A 20,534-nucleotide genomic window follows, 5' to 3' on the forward strand; every position below is an offset into this window, starting at 1 on the left:
AAAAAGATAATGCAATCTTCATCCAAACCTCATAACAACAAAAAACTATCCAGAGAAACTTTAAATAAAATTAATCAACTTCGCTCGAATCAAAAGATCTTAGCCCCATAATGGGCTCAAAGAGTTTCATAACTGCAAACGCAAAAGCATAACCTATAGCGCTGGCAGTCGCAGGATCTACATACTCTTTCAAAAAAAAGTAGACTCCAAGACTGACTACCGTCCCTATAGTAAATCCTGATAAAATCGCGTACCGTAATCTTGACGCTAGTATCTGGCAGCATGAGGGACAATTAATATATTCTCGCCAAGCTAAAGGCCACCTATCTTTGAAATGCAATTTCACGTTGCAATTAGGACACCTATACATTTCACGCTCCATTCAAGGGCCTTAACGGCCCTTGTATTGTTTTTAGTCCTTTTTAAAGAACTCTTCTAGTGCTTTCCAAGCTTTTTTTCCATACTTTCCACCGATAACAGCACCGGCGATGGCTGCAGCTCCCAAAAGTACTGGATGACCACCTACGACCTTCTTGAATTCGTGAGAAGATAATTCAACCATTAGTCCTCTCCTATCGCAGATTTAAAAAACTCAGTACCAAATCCAGCCGCAAAGCTCTGAGAAAACACTCTTACAATAGATGAGGCACGATACAGGTGCACAGCACCAACTCCAACCCAATAAAGTGCAACAAACCCACCAGTCACACTTTGCATTTCTGCTTTGCTAAGTTTTTCCACAATTTATCCTTACCTACGTCCATGTTGAGATAAGCTTAGTTAGTAATACTAGTCTGCTAACCAACTAAGCACCAGTACAGAGGTTCGAACACCCCTGATTTAGGCCCCCGAAGGCACCTAAATTCCTTTTAGAGAAAAAATTTCATCGAAAGTGTCAATCTCCGTTATACCACCATCATCAACCTTCAATATTCTGGTAGCATTCCTAACTGTTTCCAATCGGTGAGATATAACGACTCTGGTAATCGGCAACCTGTCAATCTGATTACATATACTCGTTTCGTTTTCCAAATCTAAGTGACTAGTAGCCTCATCCAAAAACAAGACTTTTGGACGTTTGTACAAAGCCCGAGCGAGCAAAATCCGTTGAACTTGGCCACCTGAAAATTGACTTCCCATATCTCCAACTAAACTGCTATACCCCATCGGCAACTTTTGTATATCATTATCAACGGACGCAATCTGAGCACACTTTTGCATCCATAGCATGTTCGGCTCAGGATCAAAAAATGTTATGTTATCTGCCACAGAACCAGTAAGAAGTGTGTCATCCTGCATAACTGCAGCAACCTCCGTCCGAAAACGCCTAGTGCCAAGCCCTCGGATCTCTACTCCATCCAAATAGATACTTCCGGCATTTGGCTCCAAGAGCCCAAGGAGCAACTTCATCAACGTTGTTTTTCCACTTCCTGACGGCCCGACAAGCGCAACATGCTCTCCCGGCAAAACATCAAAATCTAACTGATCAAATAAAAGTGATTCTGATGAATCATAACCATATGTCAGACCACGAACTCTTAAGCCGCCCTGAGCCCGCTCTAAAGTATCCGTTCCTTCCCTATGTTTCTCTTCTTCAGCCAAAGCAATATCTGAGATCCGCTCAATGTGTAACCTTAACATCCTGAAGATAATTAGTTGTTCGAGAAAGTTGGAAGCACGCTGGGTAAGTTGCTCTTTATAAGCCATGTAGGCCAAAACCATTCCAACACTCAAGCCTCCACCCATTACTGCGAGTGCCGCAACATAAACTACGACTACATTCTCTATTCCAAATAGTAATTTATTGGCAGAATCGAAGCTGATTTCTAATTTCCCCAATCTAATATCCGCATTGATTACTTCTGAGTACTGGTTCTGCCAAAGGTTTTGCCTCTGAGACTCTCGCCCAAACAACTTAATTGTTTGTATTCCTCGAATGCTCTCCAAAAAGGTACTTTGCTCTGCTGCGGAAGCTCGTATAGACTCCTCTGTGGTCCTTTTCAAAGAGCGATATAGAGCTAGTCTTAAGATGGCATAAAGGCAAACAGCGGCTAAAACGATGAAGGTTAGTCTAACATCATAAACAAACATCACAATCAAGACTGTAAGTACCATTATCCCATCAACAAATGTTTCAACTAGTCCTGTAGTCAACCTTTCTCGTATCTGAGCTAAAGAACCAAATCTAGAAACCAAATCCCCTATGTGCCTGGACTCGAAAAAATTCATCGGAAGCCGAAGAAGATGATGAAGTAGGTTTACACCCAGGTAAAAATTAAACTGAGCAGACAGCCTCACGATTAACCAACTACGGATGACTGAGATAATTACATTTATAAGCACCAACAAAGAGAACCCTATTGCAAGCACTTTCAAAAGAGATGTATCTCTACTTAATAGTACTTCATCAACCACCCACTGCATATAGTAAGGCGACAATAATGAAAGCAACTGAATTAGTAAAGTCATGGCAAGAAGAGAAACTAAGCTTCTCTTAAAACCAACCATTTTGGTCCAAAGCTGATTCAACGCCATTCTTTCTCGGTCATCTTTACGTGTAAAATCGGCCGTTGGCGTGAGCTCCAGTGCAATCCCGGTAAAATGCTCTGCAAACTCGTTTAACTTCATTTGCTTCCGGCCTGTAGCAGGGTCAATTAGAGTGACCACAGCTTTACTGGCTTTGCTCAACACAACAAAATGGTTCATATCCCAATGAATTACACATGGAGTTTTTAACTTACCAATCTCCTCCAATGGACATTTCAGCGCTCTGCTTGCCAATCCCAACGAGTCAGCAACCTCTACCATCTCCTGAAGGTTCATTCCTTTCAGATTAGCTTTAAATCTCCTCCTCATCGCTGGGAGATCAACCTTTCTCCCAAAGTAACTGGCTACCATGGCAAGGCAGGCCAAGCCACACTCCGCGACTTCAGCTTGAAGGATCACCGGTACTCGCCTTATGCCGCTAAAATCCAGAGAGACTGTACTTACAGCATCAGACATCAGCCGATCCTCCCTTTCAGGCTATAAATGGGATCGAGTAGCCACTGCATCAGCGATCGGCGTTCTAAGATAATGTCAGCTTCGAGTAACATCCCACTTCTAAGGGGAATAGCCTGACCATAGGCATCGATGCTTTGTTTAGGTAGAACTGCTCGAACGCGGTAAAAAGATTCTCCTAAATTAATCGGTAGTCGAACATCGTGGGAGGTTAAAATCGCCTTGTCTACTTGACTAACGGTAGACTCAACAGAGCCAAATCGTTGGTAAGGAAATGCATCAAACCTGAGCCTTGTAAGAGCACCGTTCTTAACAAATCCTACTGAGCGGCTCGGGAGCAACAATTCTGCGACCAAAACTGCTCCCTCCGGCAAAATACTAAGCAAAGCCACTCCTGACTTTAAGAACTCTCCGTTGGAAATACGAATTGCGGTAACTACTCCAGAAGTAGTGGCACGAATTACGTATCGAAATCGATTCTCCACCTCTTTCTGCTGGCGAAGAAGCGATACACGACGCCTATCCAACTCTACCTGTTCCAGTTGGCTTCGCTCCGGAAGGTCTGCTAACTTCAGCTCAGTCTGATTTTGCTTCATTCTTACATTAGCAATGTCGGACTCAGCCTGTTCTACAGCATGGCGAACAAGTAGCAGTTGCTCTTTCTGACTCTGGTATTCAACGTGTGAAATAAACTGCTCTTTATATAAAGATTCAGTTCTTGCGAACAACTTGGTTTTCAGTGACAGCCTTTGGAGCAAAGTTTTTCTTTGACTCTGAAGGGTATTTAAGTATAGCTCTAGCGACTTTGATTCTTCATGCAGTTTATTTTCCTCTAACTCCATTACTTTATTTCTTTTATCCCTTTCTCTCCGAATCAGTACCAGCCGCTGTGAAATCTCTTCAGTCAAGGAATGCTCCAATTCTCCTCCCGACGCTAAAGAACGGACTTTAGAAATAGTCACCAAGGGCTGGCCCTTACGAATGATTTCACCTTCTTTAACATGCAGTCGCCAAACGGAACCTGCCCCATCAGCAAAAACATTGACCATTCCTTTGTCCGGCTTAAGATAGCCTTTCACCGTCTCTTTTCGCGCATAGTCTGACATCGCAATAAAGATCCCCACCAACAAGACAAGGCAAACCAAAGTCGCAGCCAACACATGCAGTGACAAAGGTTGGGAAAGCCAAACCTCGCCTTGCAGGCGCTTTCCTTGCGCCTCGACAGCCTGACGACGAAAAAGAGACATACGTTCAACCTCCGCTCAGAATCACATCGAACTTGCATCGAATTTAGCAGTGGTATTTGTGACGATTAGAGTAATCACAAATTATCACCTGATGACCTCTCCTCAATTTCGTTGTGATTAATTGTGACGTACGATGCGCATCACATATATGACTAAATTTCCCTCTATAGCTCAGACACATACATTTCGACAACAAAGCTCAGTCAAATTGGATACAAGGCCCAACTGCCCCTCCTCTTTGGACTTTATAGGTATATCCCTACTGCGGTTCGACGACTAAAATCGACTCATCCTTACCCTACTCTCGACCAAAAAGGACCCTGGATGCGCCCGTTTGAGCGTCTGCTCGCTGTGATGTTGTGGCTGGAAGTCGCTGTGGCTCCGGCTTTGCTGTGTGCATTGCTGGGCAGTGTCTATTGCATCATCGCCGATCACTTGGAACTGACTTTGGTGGGTTGGTGGGCATTAGCAGGGTTGGTGCCTGGAGTGATTGCCGCCGAGTACATTCGGCGCACCCGGGGGTTGGTGATGCCCATTGCCAACTGCCTGCCTGGTGCTGAAGGTAAGAAGCGCAGGCTTAGTTAGACACTGCTATTCGAATGGTGCGGCGAATACCTGCACCCAGTAAAAGCGATACTCGGTCCCCGGATTAGCCACACAAGCAAATCCTGTTTCTTTGTACTCCGCCGCCATCAGATTTTTACAATGCTCCGGGCTGGCCAGCCATTCCTCTATAGCTATCCCCACCTTGGGTTGCCCTGCCGCGATATTCTCGCCAACCAACTGCCAGCGGTAACCATAAGCCCACACTCGCTGGCCCACATCACTGCCATCATGGCCGGTATGACTTAAGAAATCGTGGGCAGCCATGTTGTAAGCGTGTTCAAAGGCGGCATGTTCCAAGAGCGGGTTTGGTTTCAAAAGATCTACGGGCTTCATGTAGAGGTCGCCGCAATTGGCTCCTTTGATGCGAACGGCGTTGATTTGTCGAAGAAGGTTGTCGAGATTCTCGGTGCAGGGAAGATAACGAATCGTCGTCTTTTCCTGTGGGCCATCGTCAGCCATGGTCTGGTCAAAGAGATTTAACCCCGAGGCCATCACAACGGCACTCAGCAACCCGTTCATTGGAGCTTGCACATCTGTCCCCCATCCAATACCAATACCAATACCATCCCAATTGTAGCCCCTCCTCCAGTTCACTATGGATTGCCCTATTTGGCCTAGGCAGCCATCAGTTTTGGTTGTCTGTCCTTTCGGGTACACTGCCCCCACTTCAGGAGGACACTCTTTGACCACCAGCTTCAACGACACCATTACCCCCAGCGATTCAGGCCAGCGCCTGTATGGCTTTTTGCGCGCTCGATTCCCCTATCTGAATCAGCAAACCTGGCAAGCCTTCGTCGATGAGAGCGCGGTTTGTGTTGATGGTGTTCAGGCCGAAGGGGACCCCGTGCTTGAAGCGGGGCAACGGCTGAGCTATCGCATCGGTGATTACTTCGAGTCCCCGGTGGACACCGGCTGGAAACTGCTGTGGCAGTGCGAGGAGATCATCGCGGTACACAAGCCCCATGGCCTGCCGGTCAGCCGCACCACCCGCAACATCATCAACACCTTGGTGGCGCTGGTGCGCCGCGAGAGCGACTGGCCCGATGCCCACCTGCTGCATCGGTTGGACTTGGAAACCGGCGGCATCGTATTGCTGGGCAAAGACAAGGCCGCCGCCAGCCGCTGGCAACCCAGGTTGAAGGAGCTGATGCTGCGCAAGGTCTACCACGCGGTTGTGTGTGGCTTGCCTGATTGGGAGCAACAGGAGTTGGAGTGCCGCCTGGGCACCAGAGAGGACAGCCCCATTCGCTGCCAGATGCATGTGTGTGGGGATGACGAGAAGGGCAAACTGAGCCACACCAAATTCCGGGTGCTGGCCAGAGGTGAAAATTGCGCCCTGGTGGAGTGCGAACTTGTGACCGGCCGTAAACACCAGATCCGCGCCCACTTGGCGCACCTGGGCCATCCCATTGTCGGCGATAAGATCTATTCCAATAATGGCGACTACTACCTGAAACGACTGGAAGATGCGGTCACCGACGCCGATGAGCTCGCCCTGGGCGCCCCTCACCACCTGCTGTTGGCCAAAGAGGTAACCATAAACAATTGCCCAGGCAGTGAGCAAGTGCTTACCAACCCTCACCATTCCGAGGCTTGGCGACAGTTCTGCCAGACGAAGGGACTGCCCCTGCTCTAGCCCCAAAAACAACAAACCCGGCGAGTTAGCGGGGTTTGTTTTTAAGTTGGAGGTAAGTCCTTACTCAGCCGCAAAGTGCTGGCTGAGGCTGGTCATCACCACCGAAGGCACCACCACCTTATCGCTGAGCAGGAAGTCAGCCACGCTCTGATCGAAGGAGCGGTAATGCAGCTTGGCCTCTACGCTGTAGCCGCCCTCGGGCAGATCAAAGCCGTACTCCACTGTCTTGTTCCCCTTGGCAGGGATGGTGTTCTCCTGGGCGAAGCGGGCCACCTTCCAGGGTTTGTGCTCTGGTTTCCCCTTCGCATCCACCGAGGCATCCTGGAACACCACGGTACCCTCCGGCAGCAGGTTTTCGTCGGTCAGGGTACCGGAGCGCAGCAGTTCATGGCCGGCGTCGTCGCGCACCACCACTTCGAGCCAGATCTGGCGGATGAAGGTCAGGCTGGTTGGCAGGGCATGACCGGCGCGGCGGTTGTGCACCGTCAGTTGCAAGGTGGCTTTGTCGTCCTCTGCTACAACCTTGGCATTCAGAGAGGCGGCGCTCTGCAGACGTTTAATCGCTTCCATGGCGTGCGCTTCGCCGTTCTTGACGCCCAGCAGAGGCGCCAGCACCGCGTTGCCGCCGACAAAACCGTGGTCGTGCACCAGGGCGCGCTCTTTACCGCCGCGGGCAGCCTTGCCGCCCAGACCATGATCCGCCAGCTCGGAGACCGGTTTCATCTCATCGGCCACCCGAATGGCGGCCTCCACCGGCACCATGTGGCAGTCCTGACACTGAATCCCCTTGGCGGCATATTCAGACTCTTTCCACTCCTGGTAGGTGTGCTCCAGGGCGAAGTCGTGGGCCGGGTTAAACACGTTGTGGCAGTTGGCGCAGAACTCCGATTTGGTGTGCAGCTCGTTGTACTGGGCTTTGTGGCCCCGGGCCTTGGCATCTTTCAGCGGGCCGCGTTTCACGCCGTCATTGGCCAGCGCCAGGGAGGCGTTGCCATGCTCTCCCATGGAGGTGTGGCGCATGTTGGTGTCTTCGACGCTGTGGCAAACGTCACAGGAGACCCCGGTGGTGGCCATCTTCTGAGTGGTGAAGCCACCGTATTTAGCAGTCTCAGGGTGAAACTCCACCTTCTGGGTAACGGTACCCACAGCAGTGTGGCAACCGCCGCACAGGTTTTTGGTGGCGCCGTCGGTTTCCCGGTCGCCCAGGGCCCACTCCGCCTGGAACACAGGATCGATGAAAGCGATGGAGTGCATGGAGCCCTGCCAGCCGTTCCACTGACGGGGGTGACAGCCTTTACAGCGTTTGGGGTCACTCCAATCCTTCAGCTCCGGAGCTTTGTCTCCTACTACGCTGAGGTAGGAAGGGGCGTAAGGCTGGGTGTCTGAGGCCTGGGCCAGCATGGGCAGGGCGGCGCACAGCAGCGCGGGTAAGAGTTTGAGTTCCAACTTCATCATTATTTTCCTGATAATCCCGGTCTCGGGTACTGCATCACGGCGAAGGTTATTATTTTCTCTGACCGCCCCACTGAACTTGAATCGATAATACTCTTTAAATCCAAATGGATAGGCCGATGCGCATGGTACTTCAACCAGCTCCTGTGCTCTGCCGCCGGGCACACACTCTGACGAAAAGAAGCGATGGATTGGTCAGGACGGGAGCGGGGTAACAACAAGACGGTGAAGCCTGTGAGGTGGATCGGCTTAAGACGTTGGTGTCAAAGTGAAAAAAGTTTCTCAATGGGCCTCAAGAAAAACCTTTCTCACCCTGGGGAAGTGTGACTGTCCTCACCCGGAACTGATCTCCAGCCCTTTAGAGTAACTCCCGCTAGTCAGAGCTGGCCGGTCGAACGCAACGGACCGTGCTGCTCTTGGTGTTTTTGCTCCCCGGCAGTGTGCATGAGTGTCCCGCGACTTTACACTCTGGCATCAGCGTTTGCAGGGTTTATCCCCTTGTCCCCTGCCACTCACATCATCGATGCACGTCGGGGAGCCTTTCTCTTTTTAGGTCGCTGCCATCCAGGCGGCGATCCGGACTCGCAAGGAAACATGAAGAAATTGATTCTGGCCGCATTGACGCTGGCCTCCCCCCTCTGCTGCGCCACCGACGTTGATCTCAGCGGCTTCATCAAGGCCGATCTCAAGTCGGTTCATGGCGACATCCCCTACGCCGGCATCTGGACCGGCGCCGACACCCCGGCGGAGCAAGACACCGCCAAGACCCAGTTCAGCGGCCAGGAGAGCCGCATCCGCCTGGCCCTGAAGGAGACCAGACTCAGTGCGGTGATCGAGGTAGACTTCGCCGGATCGGCCCAGGGCAATACCGTGGTCTCCAACTCCTACAGTCCCCGCCTGCGCCACGCCTACCTGACCTACCGCGACTTCCTGGCGGGCCAGACCTGGTCCACCCTGGTCAATACCGCCAGCTTCCCGGAAACCACCAACCTCGGTGGCCCCCTAGTCGGTGAGGCCATGGTGCGTCAGGCCCAACTGCGTTACCAGGGGAAGCACTGGCAACTGGCTCTGGAGAACCCCAAGACCTACGGCACCCAGTCCAGCGGGCAGAGCATCGATGACAACAACGACTGGATGCCGGATCTGATCCTGCGACGGGACTGGCGCGGTGACTGGGGAGAGTTGTCCATAAGTGGTCTAGCCCGCTATCTGGACCCGGATGGACTGGCAGAGCTGGGAGTGGGCGGCTCTGTCTCCGCCAGCCTGCCCCTGGGCCAGGACAGGCTTCAAATACAGCAGCACCACGGCAACCTGGGGCGCTACGTCGGCACCTCCGCCGCCAAGGACATCGCCTACGGTGAGTTGGAGACCACCAGCGCCACCATGCTGGGTTACCAGCACCATTGGAATGGCACCCTGCGCTCCACCCTGTTTGTGGGCAAAATTGTCACCGATGTGGAGAAGGTGGACCGCACCCACCTGGGCATCAACCTGTTCGCCTCCCCCGAGCCCTATCTGGACCTGGGACTGGAGCTGGGCCACATCCAGGTGCAGGACGAGGACACCGAGTTCCAGCGGCCCCAGCGCGGCGGCTCCAGCTACCTGCAGGCCACCGCCCTCTACCGCTTCTAACCATAAGAAAAGCCCCGGATGACCGGGGCTTTTCTCTGTTTGATGCGGCTCAGTATTCCCGCTGAACGCTCTGCTTCCAGAACTGCTGGGACAGGCCGTGGGTCTTGGTGGACAGGCGGCTCATCTGCTCGCAGCGGTCCTTGGCCATCTCGGTCTGCTCCAGGCTCTGCTCCGCCAGTTCGCTGATCACCTGAATTGCCCCGCTGATTTCACTGGCCACCGTGGTCTGCTGACCCATGGCGGTGGCATTGTGCTCGGACATCTCGGTGATGCGGTTGATGGAGGCGCGCAGCTGCTCGAAGGCGGCGTCCGCTTCCTCGGCCAGCTCCACGGAGCGGCTGGCCTGGGTCTGGCCGGCTTCCATCGCCTCGGTGGCACGGCGGGTGCTCTCCTGGAACTTGTTGACGATGGTTTCAATCTGGGCAGTGGATTCGCTGGTGCGGCTGGAGAGCTGACGCACTTCGTCGGCCACCACGGCAAAGCCGCGACCGGACTCGCCGGCACGGGCCGCTTCGATGGCGGCATTCAGCGCCAACAGGTTGGTCTGCTCGGCGATGCCACGAATGACGTCCAGCACACCGCTGATGTCTCGGCTGTCGCGCTCGATGGAGGCCACCACTTCGGAGAAATGGCCCACCTCTTCGCTGAGCTTGTTGATCGCTTCGATCACCGTCACCAGACGGTCGTGACCCTGCTCGGCGGCAGTATGGCTGCGACCCATCTCTTCGGCGGCGGTCTGGGTGTTGTTGTTCACCTCGGCGAAACTGGCGGTCATCTCTTCCATGGCGGTGGCCGCCTGGCTGGTTTGCTGACTCTGGCTGTCGGCCCGCTCACGGGTGTCGTTGATGGTGGAGGTCAGGTTCAGGCTCTGCTCGCTGATGGAACCGGCGGAATCCGCCATGCGTCCCACCACGCCACCGGTCTCGGTGACCAGGTAATGCATCGCCAGATCCAGCTTACCGATCTCATCCTGACGACCTGTGTACACGCCCTGGGCGATGGGATCTTCGATGATGTTGGTGGCGGTCTGCACCAGGGTCCGGAAGGGCGCCAGCAAACCATAGATGCCTGCCACACCCAGCAGACCACCGGCAACGCCGGCGGCCACAGGGGAGTACACGGCTCCGGCGGCGGTGGCGGCACTCACCGAGGCTGCCCACAGCATCAGACGGCCACTGAAACCCAGCACATCTTTGCGAAGCTCTTTGGGGGTCTTGCCCTGATTGATCGCCGAGTAGATGCGCTCCGCCGAAGCCACCTGCGCGTCAGTGGGTTTGCGGCGCACCGACTGGTACTCATGAATCTTGCCGTTCTCATACACCGGCGCCACATAGGCGTTCACCCAGTAGTGATCCCCGCTCTTGGCGCGGTTTTTCACCACCCCCATCCAGGGCTGACCCGATCTCACTCTCTCCCACAACGACTTGAACGCCGCCGGAGGCATATCCGGATGACGAACGATGTTATGGGGTTGACGGTGCAGCTCCTCGAAGGAGTACTCCCCGACCTCGATGAAGGTCTCATTGGCGTACTTGATGTTGCCATCCAGGTCCGTGGTGGACAGCAGGATGCAATCGCGACTGAGCGTCTTCTCTTTCTGGGTAACCGGTTGATTATTGCGCATGGTAATCGGGGCTTTTTTTATAAGAGGCGCCATTCTGGCAAACCCCTTCGAACCGGGATATGACCCACATCACGTTATTGATACGTTAAATGAGCTGGTCAATAAAATCAGGGGGAAAGAGAGGAGAAGCGGGTCATTTATGACAGCTTTGTGAACAGAACCGCGGGCGCTTGCGCAACCCGCGGTGGTGAATCCATTCGGATAAGTCGAAATCAGTATTCGCGTTGAACGCTCTGTTTCCAGAACTGCTGAGACAGGCCGTGGGTCTTGTCCGCCAGCCGGTTCATCTGTTCGCTGCGATCCTTGGCCAGCTCGGTCTGCTCCAGACTCTCCTGGGCCAGCTCGCTGATCACCTGAATTGCCTGGCTGATCTCGCTGGCCACCGTGGTCTGCTGGCCCATGGCAGTGGCATTGTGCTCGGACATCTCGGCGATGCGGTTGATGGAGGCGCGCAGTTGCTCGAAGGCGGCGTCCGCTTCTTCCGCCAGCTCCACGGAGCGGCTGGCCTGGGTCTGGCCCGCTTGCATCGCCTCGGTGGCGCGACGGGTGCTCTCCTGGAACTTGGAGACGATCTCCTCAATCTGCGCGGTGGACTCGCTGGTGCGGCTGGAGAGCTGACGTACCTCGTCGGCCACCACCGCAAAGCCGCGACCGGACTCACCGGCACGGGCCGCTTCGATGGCGGCGTTCAGCGCCAGCAGGTTGGTCTGATCGGCGATGCCCCGGATCACCTCCAGCACACCGCTGATCTCGCGGCTGTCCTCTTCGATGGAGGCCACCACTTCGGAAAAGTGGCCCACTTCTTCGCTGAGCTTATTGATCGCCTCGATCACCGTCTCCAGACGGTCGTGGCCCTGCTCGGCGGCCTGGTGGCTGCGGCCCATCTCCTCGGCGGCGGTCTGGGTGTTGTTGTTGACCTCGGCAAAGCTGGCAGTCATCTCCTCCATGGCGGTGGCCGCCTGGCTGGTCTGCTGGCTCTGCTGATCTGCCCGGTCCCGGGTCTCGTTGATGGTGTAGGTCAGCTCGGTGCTCTGCTCGCTGATGGAACCGGCAGAGTCGGCCATGCGCCCTACTACGCCGCCGGTCTCGGTCACCAGAAAGTGCATCGCCAGGTCCACCTTACCAATCTCATCCTGACGGCCGGTGTACACCCCACGAGCAACCGGATCGTCGATGATGCTGGTGGCGGTGCTCACCAGTTTACGCAGTGGCGACAGCAGGCTGTGAATCCCCAGGGCGGCCACAGCCGCACCGGCCACACCGGCCGCAATGGGCGAATAGATGGCCCCCACGGCGGTCAGAGAGGTGGCCGCCAGGGTCCACAGCATCAGCTTGCCGCCAAAGCCCAGCATGCTGGGTTTCAACTCTTTGGGGGTCTTGCCGGCATTCACCGCCTTATAGATGCGATCGGCCCGCTGCACCTGTTCAGAGGTGGGCTTGCGACGCACCGACTGATACTCATGCAGCTTGCCGTCTTCGTAGACGGGGGCGATGTAGGCGTTGACCCAGTAGTAGTCCCCGTTCTTACAGCGGTTCTTGACTACCCCAATCCAGGGATTACCGGACTTGATGGTGTCCCACATGGACTCGAAGGCCACCGGCGGCATATCCGGGTGACGCACGATGTTGTGCTCTTCACCGTGGAGTTCATCGAAGGTGTAGCCACAGATGTCACTGAAGTCCTGGTTGGCGTATTTGACGTCGCCATCCAGGTTGGTGGTGGAAAGCAGGATCGAGTCCAGGCTGACGGGCTGCTCTCGTTCGGTAACCGGTTGATTGTTGCGCATGAGATGATTGTTCTTCTGTAGGGTGTCGGCATTTTGACAGTTGCCCCGCCTCAAGAACTTGACCGCTGTCAAACTTACACCTGCGCATCCATAGCCAACTCGCTAAAATTTCGAGCGAAATCACAACATCTTTCACATGCATTTCAGTGAATATAAGCGGGGCTAAATCGAAGGGCAGAACAAAACTTGAACAGGGCATTTTGCCGCCATGGGGCGTAAAGCGTCATGAATTTGTCACATTTCACTGCGCACGGCCACAGTATCTGGGGCTAGAGTGAGGAAAACGAACTCTCTGGAGATCAAAATTAAATATTTGCAATCCAGAATGAAAATTGCGTTTATCGCCTTATATACGCCCAGCACAAATAGGCCTGCCACAATAATAAAACTCGACTTTATATTCCCCATTCCATCGCGCCAAAGATCACAGAATTAATTAATCCAACATTTAATCTCTTGCCCGACACATCAATTAATCCAAAGGGTAAGAATATGAAACTGAAATTAATGGCTTTGGCATTGGTCTCCACCATCTCCGCTTCCGCCTGCGCCAGTGAACCTGAAAAAGGCGATTGGCAGTGGGAAGGCGAATACATCTCCGGTGCCGAAATGAAGAAGGGTGGCTACAACGAGTACGGCACCAAGTATCCGGTTCCCGGTCCTCGCACCGAACTGCCCTGGCACATCAACGCCTACAAGGAACTGCCCCAGAAGAAAACCGCCCGTTTCAAGGCCTACAAGAAGTGGGCCGAGGACCATGGTCATGACACCAGCGCCATCGAAGCCAACCCCTCCTACACCTACACCTACCCCATGGGTCCGGGTGCGCCACTGGACACCAAGAACCTGATGGCCGGTACCTTCACCTTCCAGCCTGGTGCCGTCTATGCCGTCGGTCAGCACCCCAGCTGGGAAAGTTATGTGGTGATCAAGGGTGAAGGTGAGTTCTACAACTACGACCGCGTGGTTAAGGCCACCCCGGGCACCTTCGTGTTGACCCGTCCCTTCGACGTACACGCCATCAAAAACACCTCTGATGAGCCCCTGGAGATCATCTGGTTCTGGTGGAAAGAGGATGACCAGGCGTTCGATTCCATCCACATCGGTGGCCTGCCCTTTATGCCTGAAGAGTGCTGGACCGATAAGGACGCCCAGAAACACTGCGTTACCCCACCGGTCACCATCAAGCCTGCCATCGGCAAAGACGCCGAAGCCTGGTTGTACGCCGATAAGAAATAACCGGACACAGGACCTAGACAATGCTTAACTGCAGCAAACCCAAGACCCTGGCCCTGCTGGTGGCCTCTGCCCTCTCCATGCTGGCCATGGGCAGCGCCCAGGCAGAGACCCACATCGGCGGCTCTCTCAAGGTGAACTACGCCTACAAGGAGTTCTCTGAAAGCTCCAAGTCCAAAGGCGGCGATCTGGATTTCAACTCCTTCGAGCTTAAGGTGAAGAGCGAATGGGACGACGTGGGCATGAAGGCGGCGTATCGCTTTATGAATGGCCACGACTACCTGAAATTTGGTTACGCCTATTACAACGGCCTGCCCGACTGGCAGTTCCAGGCAGGCATCATCAACAAGCCTTTTGGTAACCGCAAATACGCCTCCCACAACTGGTGGTACAGCCTGAACTATTACCTGGGCTTCGAAGATGACTTCGACATGGGGGTGAAGGCCCAGTACAGCCAGGGTGGCTGGATCTCGGAAATGGCGTTCTTCAAGAACTCCGAGTATAAGGCCACCGATGCCCGTGGTTTCGCCGCCGATGCGGCCCGAATGACCATCAATGGCACCGACTACCACAACGAAGAGACCAACACCTTCAACCTGCGTCAGAGCTATGGATTCGACACCGGCGGCATCAGCCACCTGGTGGGCGCCTCCCTGGAGTATGGCCAGTTGTATGACACCAAACTGGACGACAATGGCACCTCGACCGCCTATGCCGTGCACTGGGACAGCCGCTACAACGGCTACAACATGCAGCTTCAGTTCGTGGACTATGACTACGATCAGGCCAACCAGCGCAGCACCTATGGTGTGAAGATGCTCAACAGCGCCTTCGAGGTGGCCAGCGCCGGTCAGGTGTATACCTTCAACCTGGCCAAGTCCTTCAAGCGCGACTGGGGCAGCTTCACCATCTACAACGACTACAGCATGGTGGAGCCAGACACCGCCGACGCCAACCAGGACCGCTCCGTACTCAACAGCACCGGCGTGAGCATCTCGGTGAAGCAGTTCCAGATCTACATCGACCACTACATGGCCAAGAACTCCGTGTGGCTGGGAGATAAGGGCATCGGCCTGGCCGATGGCGACGATGACTGGAACCACAGGATCAACGTCAACCTGGCCTACAAGTTCTGATTCAACCTTCCCTCCTTTGGTCGCGCCTTCGGGCGCGACCTTTTTTGGCAAAATTGCAGTTACGCAATCCCCCCTGCCCTGACATCGCCCTGGTTCACGCTCTGCCTCTCTCAATGCCACTCAGGGCAAAAAGTGAGACGTGAACGACGTACAACCCGAATTCACACGGCTACTCTTGCGGCGAACCGGCTTTCTGGAACCGCACCATGAAACGCATAAACACTCTGGTACTGGACGACGAGCAGATCTGGGTCGACACCCTCACCGGGTTGATCGAGGAGCTGCCCCTGGACGTCAACATCATCAAGGCCACGGACCCCAGGCAGTGCAGCACCATACTGGACACCCTGGACATCGACCTGATCACCTTGGATCTGATGATGCCCGGCATCACCGGATTGCAGCTAATCAAGGAGATCCATTGTCTGCACCCAGACATCAGCATCATAGTGGTCTCCGGCATGGACAACCTGGATACCGCCGTGGAGTGCATGCAGGCCGGTGCCTCAGATTTTCTGGTGAAAGACAGTGAAACTCCGTTGATGAAACAGCGCCTGCACAGAATCATCGAGCGCTGCTGTCTGCAAAGGGACTATAGGGCCCTGGTCACCCAGTACCTCAATCCCACCAATCACTGCCTGGACAATTATGCCCCCCTGATCACCCGGCAGGAGTCCCTGAAAGCGGTGATCGGCTATGCCCACACCATAGAATCCAGCGCCTCGCCACTGTTGATCCAGGGTGAAACCGGCACCGGCAAGCGGACCCTGGTGAACTGCATGGCCGGCAACAGTCAGATTCAGGAGATTCATTGTCAGGCGCCGGCGGAGGTGATCCTCGAACAGTTGCTGGGCTGTGCCCGTGGCTACCAGAATCGTCAGCAGGCCTCCCTCGGCTTGCTGCACCAGACGGAAGGGGGAGTCATCCTGCTTCGTCAGGTGGAACACCTGCCGCTGCAGGCCCAGATTGTGCTGCTGGATCTGCTGACCAGCCACCGGTTCTCCCCCCTGGGCAGCAAAAACCAGCTGCCGGTCAGAGCCAGATTCATCGCCACCAGCCAGGTCCAGCTGAACACTCTGGTGGAGGAGGGACTGTTCCGTGCCGATCTCTATTATCAGCTCAGCACCCATCAGGTGACCCTGCCCCCATTGCGGGAGCGGGGCACGGATCTTGAGTTGCTGGTTCCCCACCTGCTGGACAAGCTGTGCCAGACCCACAACCGTCCCGTGCCCGAGATACCCCAGGAGCTGTATCAGCTGCTGCACCACTACCCCTTCCCGGGCAACCTGACCGAGCTGTCCAGCATGCTCACCGATGCCCTGTTCTACGCCAGTGGTGGTGACCTGTCGCTGCTGCCGATTCAGCGGCGCTGCCATACCCAGGAGGAGGGCTGTGTCGAGCTCATCAGTCACCAGGTGGTGTTCCCGGACCCTTTGCCGACCATCAGCGAGTGCAATGAACTCTTGATTCGTGAGGCGCTTAGGCGCTGCAACGGCAGCCAGAAAGGGGCCGCCGCCCTGCTGGGGATCTCCCCCGCCGCCCTGTGTCGCCGGGTTGCCAAACTATGAGGTGGCTGTGGCTGCTGCTGTGCTGGCCCCTGATGGCCAGCGCCGAGATCCACTACGGCATCGATCGGGATTTCGCCCCCTTTGAATGGCTCAACGAGCACGGGGAACCCGAAGGCTTCAACATCGACCTGATGCAGATGGTGGCGGACGAGATTGGTGAACCCCTGGTGGTCAGCGGCGCCTCCTGGGAGGAGACGGTGGACGCCTTCAACCGGGGACAGATCAATCTGATTGCCATAGGGGTCAGTCACTCGGGTGAGGTCAATCCCGCGCTGCAGCCCCCCCTGAGAGTCAGCCCCTTTGCCATGGCCTACAGCCATATCCATACCCTGAGCCACAGACACAACATCACCAACCTCAATGATCTTGAGGGACTGAAGGTGGCGGTGTGCCGAGGGTCCTACACCGCCCACGCCCTCAGGCAACAGGGACTGGAACTGGACATCCTCTATGCGGACTCCGAACGGGAAACCTTGCAGCTGGTGCGCCGGGGCATGGCCGATGCCGCCATCACCAACTACCAGGTGGGCCGCAACTCCCTGGCCAAAGACACCTCACCGGTGCTCATCGACAGCGGCATTCCGCTGTTCCCCAGAATGTATGCCTTTACCGTCAAGGGCAGCAACCCCCAACTGGCCAAGCGCATTCAGGAAGCGATCATCTCTCTCAGTAACAGCGGCCAATTGTTCAAGCTGAGAGAGCGCTGGTTCAGCACCACCCAGAAGATTCGCCAGTTCGACCAGCTCAGCCAGATGTTTGTCTACGTGCTGGTGTCAGGACTGGCACTGTTTATCCTGGTGGTCCTGTGGAACCGGACCCTGAGAGAGTCGGTGCGCAAGCGCACCCAGGAACTGGAGCAGCAATCCGCCATCGCCGAGGAGCGGGCCAAGCTGGCCACCCTGGGCACCATCTCCGCCGGCATCGCCCATGAGATCAACAACCCCAATGGGGTGATTCTGCGTGCCTCCGAGCGACTGCGGCACGACTCGCTGAAGTTGATCCATTTCCTCGAGGAGACGCCCGGCCTGGAAACCGACCTGGAGCTGCACCGCATCGATCTGGCCAGGATGGAACAGGAGCTGCAGCAGCAGGGAGATTACATCCATCAGTCCAGCCGCAAGATCTCCAGCATCGTCAAAGAACTGAAGGACTATGCCCGCCCCACTCCCGCCACCGAATTCCAGAGGGTCAGTGCCCGGCAGCTGTGCCAGGCGACCCAGGTTTTGTGCGCCTCCTTCATCAAGGCGGCCAGCATTCGCCTCGAGCTAAGACTGCCTGACAAGGATCTGCAGATGCTTGGCAACAAGGGGCGCCTGGAGCAGGTGCTGGTGAACCTGCTGGACAACGCCGTCCGCGCTTCCCGGCCGGGAGATACAGTGACCCTGGCGGTGGAGAAACAGACCGACAGGGTCGTCATCAGTGTCTCCGATCGGGGCCATGGTATGGACGCGGAGACCCAGGAGCGCGCGACCCAGGGGTTTTTCACCACCAGGCGCGGCGAGGGCGGTCTGGGATTGGGGTTGGCGATCTGTCAACGCATTGCCCTGGAACATCAGGGAACACTGACCATCCACTCGGTGGCCAATATGGGCACCCGGATTGAGATCGCCATTCCCTTGATAAAAAGCGACCAAGGACAAAAATAAACACCGGCCGATTGCAGTTGGTTAATTTAATATTGAAATTAATTAACTGCATCGGCATTTGCCAAATTAAATATGCCAATGGCAAATATTAAATAAAGGCTGTCGATTATTTGTCTGGCTATCGAAAGCCCATACTTCTCTCTCTATGATGGCCTGGAGTGTTATTACTTTCGGGCTTTCATCATGAAATTATCTCCTCTCTCTCTCGTCATCAGCGGTGCCCTGCTGCTCAGCGGCCAGGCACTGGCTCAAGGTATCGTTCCCCTCCACAAGGAGTTCACCGAATGCAGCTCCTGCCACACGGCAGGCATGCAGGTAAGAGACAACCTGGCCGCCGAAAACGCCGCCTGTGTCGACTGTCATGGCAGCTACCCTGAACTGGCCACCGAAGACCGCCACGACATCGATCCCCACGACTCCCACCTGGATCTGGGCAACCTGAACTGCACCACCTGCCACTCGGGCCACCAGGAGTCCTCCATGGTGTGCAACTCCTGTCACGAATACGACATGGCCATGCCAGCCGGTGACAATCAGTGGCGCCCAACCAAGCTGGAGACCGACGCCGACGCCGTGGCCAAGGCGATCGCCGCCGGCCCGGTTGAGCAGATCGATGTTCTGGTGATTGGCTCCGGCGCCTCAGGCACCACCGCCGCCGTCAGTGCCGCCCAGGCAGGCATCGACAAGATCCTGATTCTGGAAAAGGAGCCAATGCCCGGGGGCAACTCCATGCTGGCCGCAGGGGGCATGGCCTCAGCCGAATCCAGCACCCAGAAGGCGCTGAAGATCGGTGACACCAAGAAGGTGTGGTACCAGGACATCATGAAAGGGGGCTACCAACACAACGACCCGGCCCTGGCCCGCACCCTCAGCCAGAATGGCGCTGAGGGCATTGAGTGGCTCAAGTCCCTGGGTGCCGACCTCAACAGCGTAGGCCGCCCGGGCGGACACAGCTTCGAGCGGGTTCACCGCCCCACCGGCGGCGCCAAGGCCGGCCCACACATCATGACCACCCTGATGAAGGCGGTGAAGGACCATGACATCGAAGTGCGGGTCAATGCCCCGGCAGTGAAACTGGTGGTGGACAACCACGACCGCATCCAGGGTGTGGTGGTCAAGGGTAAGCACCAGGGTTACTACATGGTGGGTGCCAAGAGCGTGGTGATCGCCTCCGGCGGTTTTGCGGCCAACAACGACATGGTGGCCAGCTTCCGACCCGAGTTGAAGGGGATGAACACCACCAACAACAAAGGCAACCAAGGTGACGGCATCCAGATGGTGGAGGAGATTGGCGGCAAGGTTAAGGACGTTAAGGAGATCCAACTTTTCCCCACGGCCGCCAAGGGCAAGATCCTGATCACCGGGACCATTCGCGGTGCCGGCGCCATCCTGCTCAACGATCAGGGGCAGCGCTTCGTCAACGAGCTGGGCACCCGTGATGTGGTTTCCGGCGCCATCATCGACCAGAGCAAGCATCACGCCTGGATGCTGTATGACCAGGACGTGGTCAATGAACTGAGTCAGGTGAAGGGACTGGAAACCCTGGGCCTGGTGGACGTCGTCCTCAGCTACCCAGAACTGGAAGCGGTCACCGGCATGCCCGCCAAGGCGGCCCAGGCCAGCCTTGAGCGTTACAACGAGTTCCAGATGAAGGGTGAGGATCTGGACTTCGGCAAACGCTTCATGAAGACCGATGTCCGCTTCCCCATCTACGTGGTGGACGTGTCACCGGCCATCCACCACACCATGGGCGGCATCGCCATCAACGAGAACACCGAGGTGTTCCTGCGTAACGGCACCAAGATTCAGGGGCTGTATGCCTCAGGTGAAGTGACCGGCGGCGTTCACGGCAAGAACCGCCTGGGAGGCAACGCCATCGCCGACACCGTGGTGTTTGGTCGTATTGCCGGCGCCCAGGCCGCCAAACAGGTTAAGTAGGGCTCATCCCCCGCACAGGGCGGCAC

At 55.7% G+C, this 20,534-nt stretch carries 16 protein-coding genes; 8 read left to right on the forward strand and 8 right to left on the reverse strand.

Annotated features, from left to right (window positions below; genetic code table 11):
• Window positions 1-412: 412 nt before the first annotated feature.
• The 4 genes from QUE41_RS19695 to QUE41_RS19710 all read right to left on the reverse strand — a co-directional run bounded on the left by QUE41_RS19695 (window position 413) and on the right by QUE41_RS19710 (window position 4,247).
• Window positions 413-562, reverse strand: a complete 150-nt coding sequence (locus QUE41_RS19695; protein ID WP_286340655.1) for a hypothetical protein — start codon at window positions 560-562, stop codon at window positions 413-415.
• A complete protein-coding gene (locus QUE41_RS19700; RefSeq protein ID WP_286340656.1) occupies window positions 562-741 on the reverse strand; it encodes a hypothetical protein in 180 nt (59 codons plus the stop codon). The genes QUE41_RS19695 and QUE41_RS19700 overlap by 1 nt, the downstream gene beginning before the upstream one ends.
• Window positions 742-858: 117 nt before the next feature.
• The gene (locus tag QUE41_RS19705; protein ID WP_286340657.1) at window positions 859-3,003 is read right to left on the reverse strand and encodes a peptidase domain-containing ABC transporter; all 2,145 of its coding nucleotides are present in this window, start codon (window positions 3,001-3,003) and stop codon (window positions 859-861) included.
• Entirely contained in the window at window positions 3,003-4,247 is a 1,245-nt protein-coding gene (locus QUE41_RS19710; protein ID WP_286340658.1) for a beta-barrel domain-containing protein, read from the reverse strand. Before QUE41_RS19710 ends, QUE41_RS19705 begins: the two co-directional genes overlap by 1 nt.
• A 324-nt stretch (window positions 4,248-4,571) precedes the next feature.
• On the opposite strand from QUE41_RS19710, the gene QUE41_RS19715 reads away from it, so the two are divergent.
• Complete coding sequence (locus QUE41_RS19715; protein ID WP_286340659.1) at window positions 4,572-4,832, forward strand: hypothetical protein; 261 nt, start codon at window positions 4,572-4,574, stop codon at window positions 4,830-4,832.
• 6 nt (window positions 4,833-4,838) lie between these two features.
• On the opposite strand, the gene QUE41_RS19720 is transcribed toward QUE41_RS19715, so the two are convergent.
• Window positions 4,839-5,543 (reverse strand): CAP domain-containing protein, encoded by a 705-nt coding sequence (locus QUE41_RS19720; RefSeq protein WP_286342986.1) that lies wholly within the window; start codon window positions 5,541-5,543, stop codon window positions 4,839-4,841.
• On the opposite strand from QUE41_RS19720, the gene QUE41_RS19725 reads away from it, so the two are divergent.
• Window positions 5,536-6,489, forward strand: coding sequence for an RluA family pseudouridine synthase (locus QUE41_RS19725; RefSeq protein ID WP_286340660.1), 954 nt, complete (start codon window positions 5,536-5,538; stop codon window positions 6,487-6,489). The two genes, QUE41_RS19720 and QUE41_RS19725, sit on opposite strands and share 8 nt — an antisense overlap.
• A gap of 60 nt (window positions 6,490-6,549) precedes the next feature.
• Here the strand turns inward: QUE41_RS19725 and QUE41_RS19730 are convergent, their stop codons facing one another.
• Complete coding sequence (locus QUE41_RS19730; RefSeq protein ID WP_286340661.1) at window positions 6,550-7,941, reverse strand: multiheme c-type cytochrome; 1,392 nt, start codon at window positions 7,939-7,941, stop codon at window positions 6,550-6,552.
• A 594-nt stretch (window positions 7,942-8,535) separates the two neighbouring features.
• On the opposite strand from QUE41_RS19730, the gene QUE41_RS19735 reads away from it, so the two are divergent.
• Complete coding sequence (locus QUE41_RS19735; RefSeq protein WP_286340662.1) at window positions 8,536-9,573, forward strand: DcaP family trimeric outer membrane transporter; 1,038 nt, start codon at window positions 8,536-8,538, stop codon at window positions 9,571-9,573.
• 49 nt (window positions 9,574-9,622) lie between these two features.
• Here QUE41_RS19735 and QUE41_RS19740 read toward each other — a convergent pair whose 3' ends face one another.
• Window positions 9,623-11,197: a methyl-accepting chemotaxis protein gene (locus tag QUE41_RS19740; protein WP_286340663.1), complete on the reverse strand. Its 1,575-nt coding sequence runs from the start codon at window positions 11,195-11,197 to the stop codon at window positions 9,623-9,625.
• Between the two features lie 212 nt (window positions 11,198-11,409).
• Window positions 11,410-12,984: a methyl-accepting chemotaxis protein gene (locus tag QUE41_RS19745; RefSeq protein ID WP_286340664.1), complete on the reverse strand. Its 1,575-nt coding sequence runs from the start codon at window positions 12,982-12,984 to the stop codon at window positions 11,410-11,412.
• Window positions 12,985-13,476: 492 nt separating this feature from the next.
• Here QUE41_RS19745 and QUE41_RS19750 point away from each other — a divergent pair, with 492 nt between their 5' ends.
• The 5 genes from QUE41_RS19750 (at window position 13,477) to QUE41_RS19770 (ending at window position 20,508) form a co-directional block, all read left to right on the forward strand.
• Window positions 13,477-14,223 (forward strand): dimethylsulfonioproprionate lyase family protein, encoded by a 747-nt coding sequence (locus tag QUE41_RS19750; protein WP_286340665.1) that lies wholly within the window; start codon window positions 13,477-13,479, stop codon window positions 14,221-14,223.
• Between the two features lie 20 nt (window positions 14,224-14,243).
• On the forward strand, window positions 14,244-15,356 hold the full coding sequence (locus QUE41_RS19755; protein WP_286340666.1) for a hypothetical protein: 1,113 nt from the start codon (window positions 14,244-14,246) through the stop codon (window positions 15,354-15,356).
• A 206-nt stretch (window positions 15,357-15,562) separates the two neighbouring features.
• On the forward strand, window positions 15,563-16,924 hold the full coding sequence (locus QUE41_RS19760; RefSeq protein WP_286340667.1) for a sigma-54-dependent transcriptional regulator: 1,362 nt from the start codon (window positions 15,563-15,565) through the stop codon (window positions 16,922-16,924).
• Window positions 16,921-18,570, forward strand: coding sequence for an ATP-binding protein (locus tag QUE41_RS19765; protein ID WP_286340668.1), 1,650 nt, complete (start codon window positions 16,921-16,923; stop codon window positions 18,568-18,570). The genes QUE41_RS19760 and QUE41_RS19765 overlap by 4 nt, the downstream gene beginning before the upstream one ends.
• A 183-nt stretch (window positions 18,571-18,753) precedes the next feature.
• Window positions 18,754-20,508 (forward strand): flavocytochrome c, encoded by a 1,755-nt coding sequence (locus QUE41_RS19770; RefSeq protein ID WP_286340669.1) that lies wholly within the window; start codon window positions 18,754-18,756, stop codon window positions 20,506-20,508.
• Window positions 20,509-20,534 lie beyond the last annotated feature (26 nt).

The organism is Ferrimonas sp. YFM, assembly GCF_030296015.1.
Classification (GTDB): Bacteria; Pseudomonadota; Gammaproteobacteria; order Enterobacterales; family Shewanellaceae; genus Ferrimonas.

Coding starts and splice junctions, on each gene's coding strand:
- QUE41_RS19770 (WP_286340669.1), top strand. CDS start 18,754: ATGAAATTATCTCCTCTCTCTCTCGTCATCAGCGGTGCCCTGCTGCTC.
- QUE41_RS19710 (WP_286340658.1), bottom strand. CDS start 4,247: ATGTCTCTTTTTCGTCGTCAGGCTGTCGAGGCGCAAGGAAAGCGCCTG.
- QUE41_RS19745 (WP_286340664.1), bottom strand. CDS start 12,984: ATGCGCAACAATCAACCGGTTACCGAACGAGAGCAGCCCGTCAGCCTG.
- QUE41_RS19735 (WP_286340662.1), top strand. CDS start 8,536: ATGAAGAAATTGATTCTGGCCGCATTGACGCTGGCCTCCCCCCTCTGC.
- QUE41_RS19695 (WP_286340655.1), bottom strand. CDS start 562: ATGGTTGAATTATCTTCTCACGAATTCAAGAAGGTCGTAGGTGGTCAT.
- QUE41_RS19750 (WP_286340665.1), top strand. CDS start 13,477: ATGAAACTGAAATTAATGGCTTTGGCATTGGTCTCCACCATCTCCGCT.
- QUE41_RS19715 (WP_286340659.1), top strand. CDS start 4,572: ATGCGCCCGTTTGAGCGTCTGCTCGCTGTGATGTTGTGGCTGGAAGTC.
- QUE41_RS19705 (WP_286340657.1), bottom strand. CDS start 3,003: ATGTCTGATGCTGTAAGTACAGTCTCTCTGGATTTTAGCGGCATAAGG.
- QUE41_RS19760 (WP_286340667.1), top strand. CDS start 15,563: ATGAAACGCATAAACACTCTGGTACTGGACGACGAGCAGATCTGGGTC.
- QUE41_RS19765 (WP_286340668.1), top strand. CDS start 16,921: ATGAGGTGGCTGTGGCTGCTGCTGTGCTGGCCCCTGATGGCCAGCGCC.
- QUE41_RS19740 (WP_286340663.1), bottom strand. CDS start 11,197: ATGCGCAATAATCAACCGGTTACCCAGAAAGAGAAGACGCTCAGTCGC.
- QUE41_RS19730 (WP_286340661.1), bottom strand. CDS start 7,941: ATGAAGTTGGAACTCAAACTCTTACCCGCGCTGCTGTGCGCCGCCCTG.
- QUE41_RS19755 (WP_286340666.1), top strand. CDS start 14,244: ATGCTTAACTGCAGCAAACCCAAGACCCTGGCCCTGCTGGTGGCCTCT.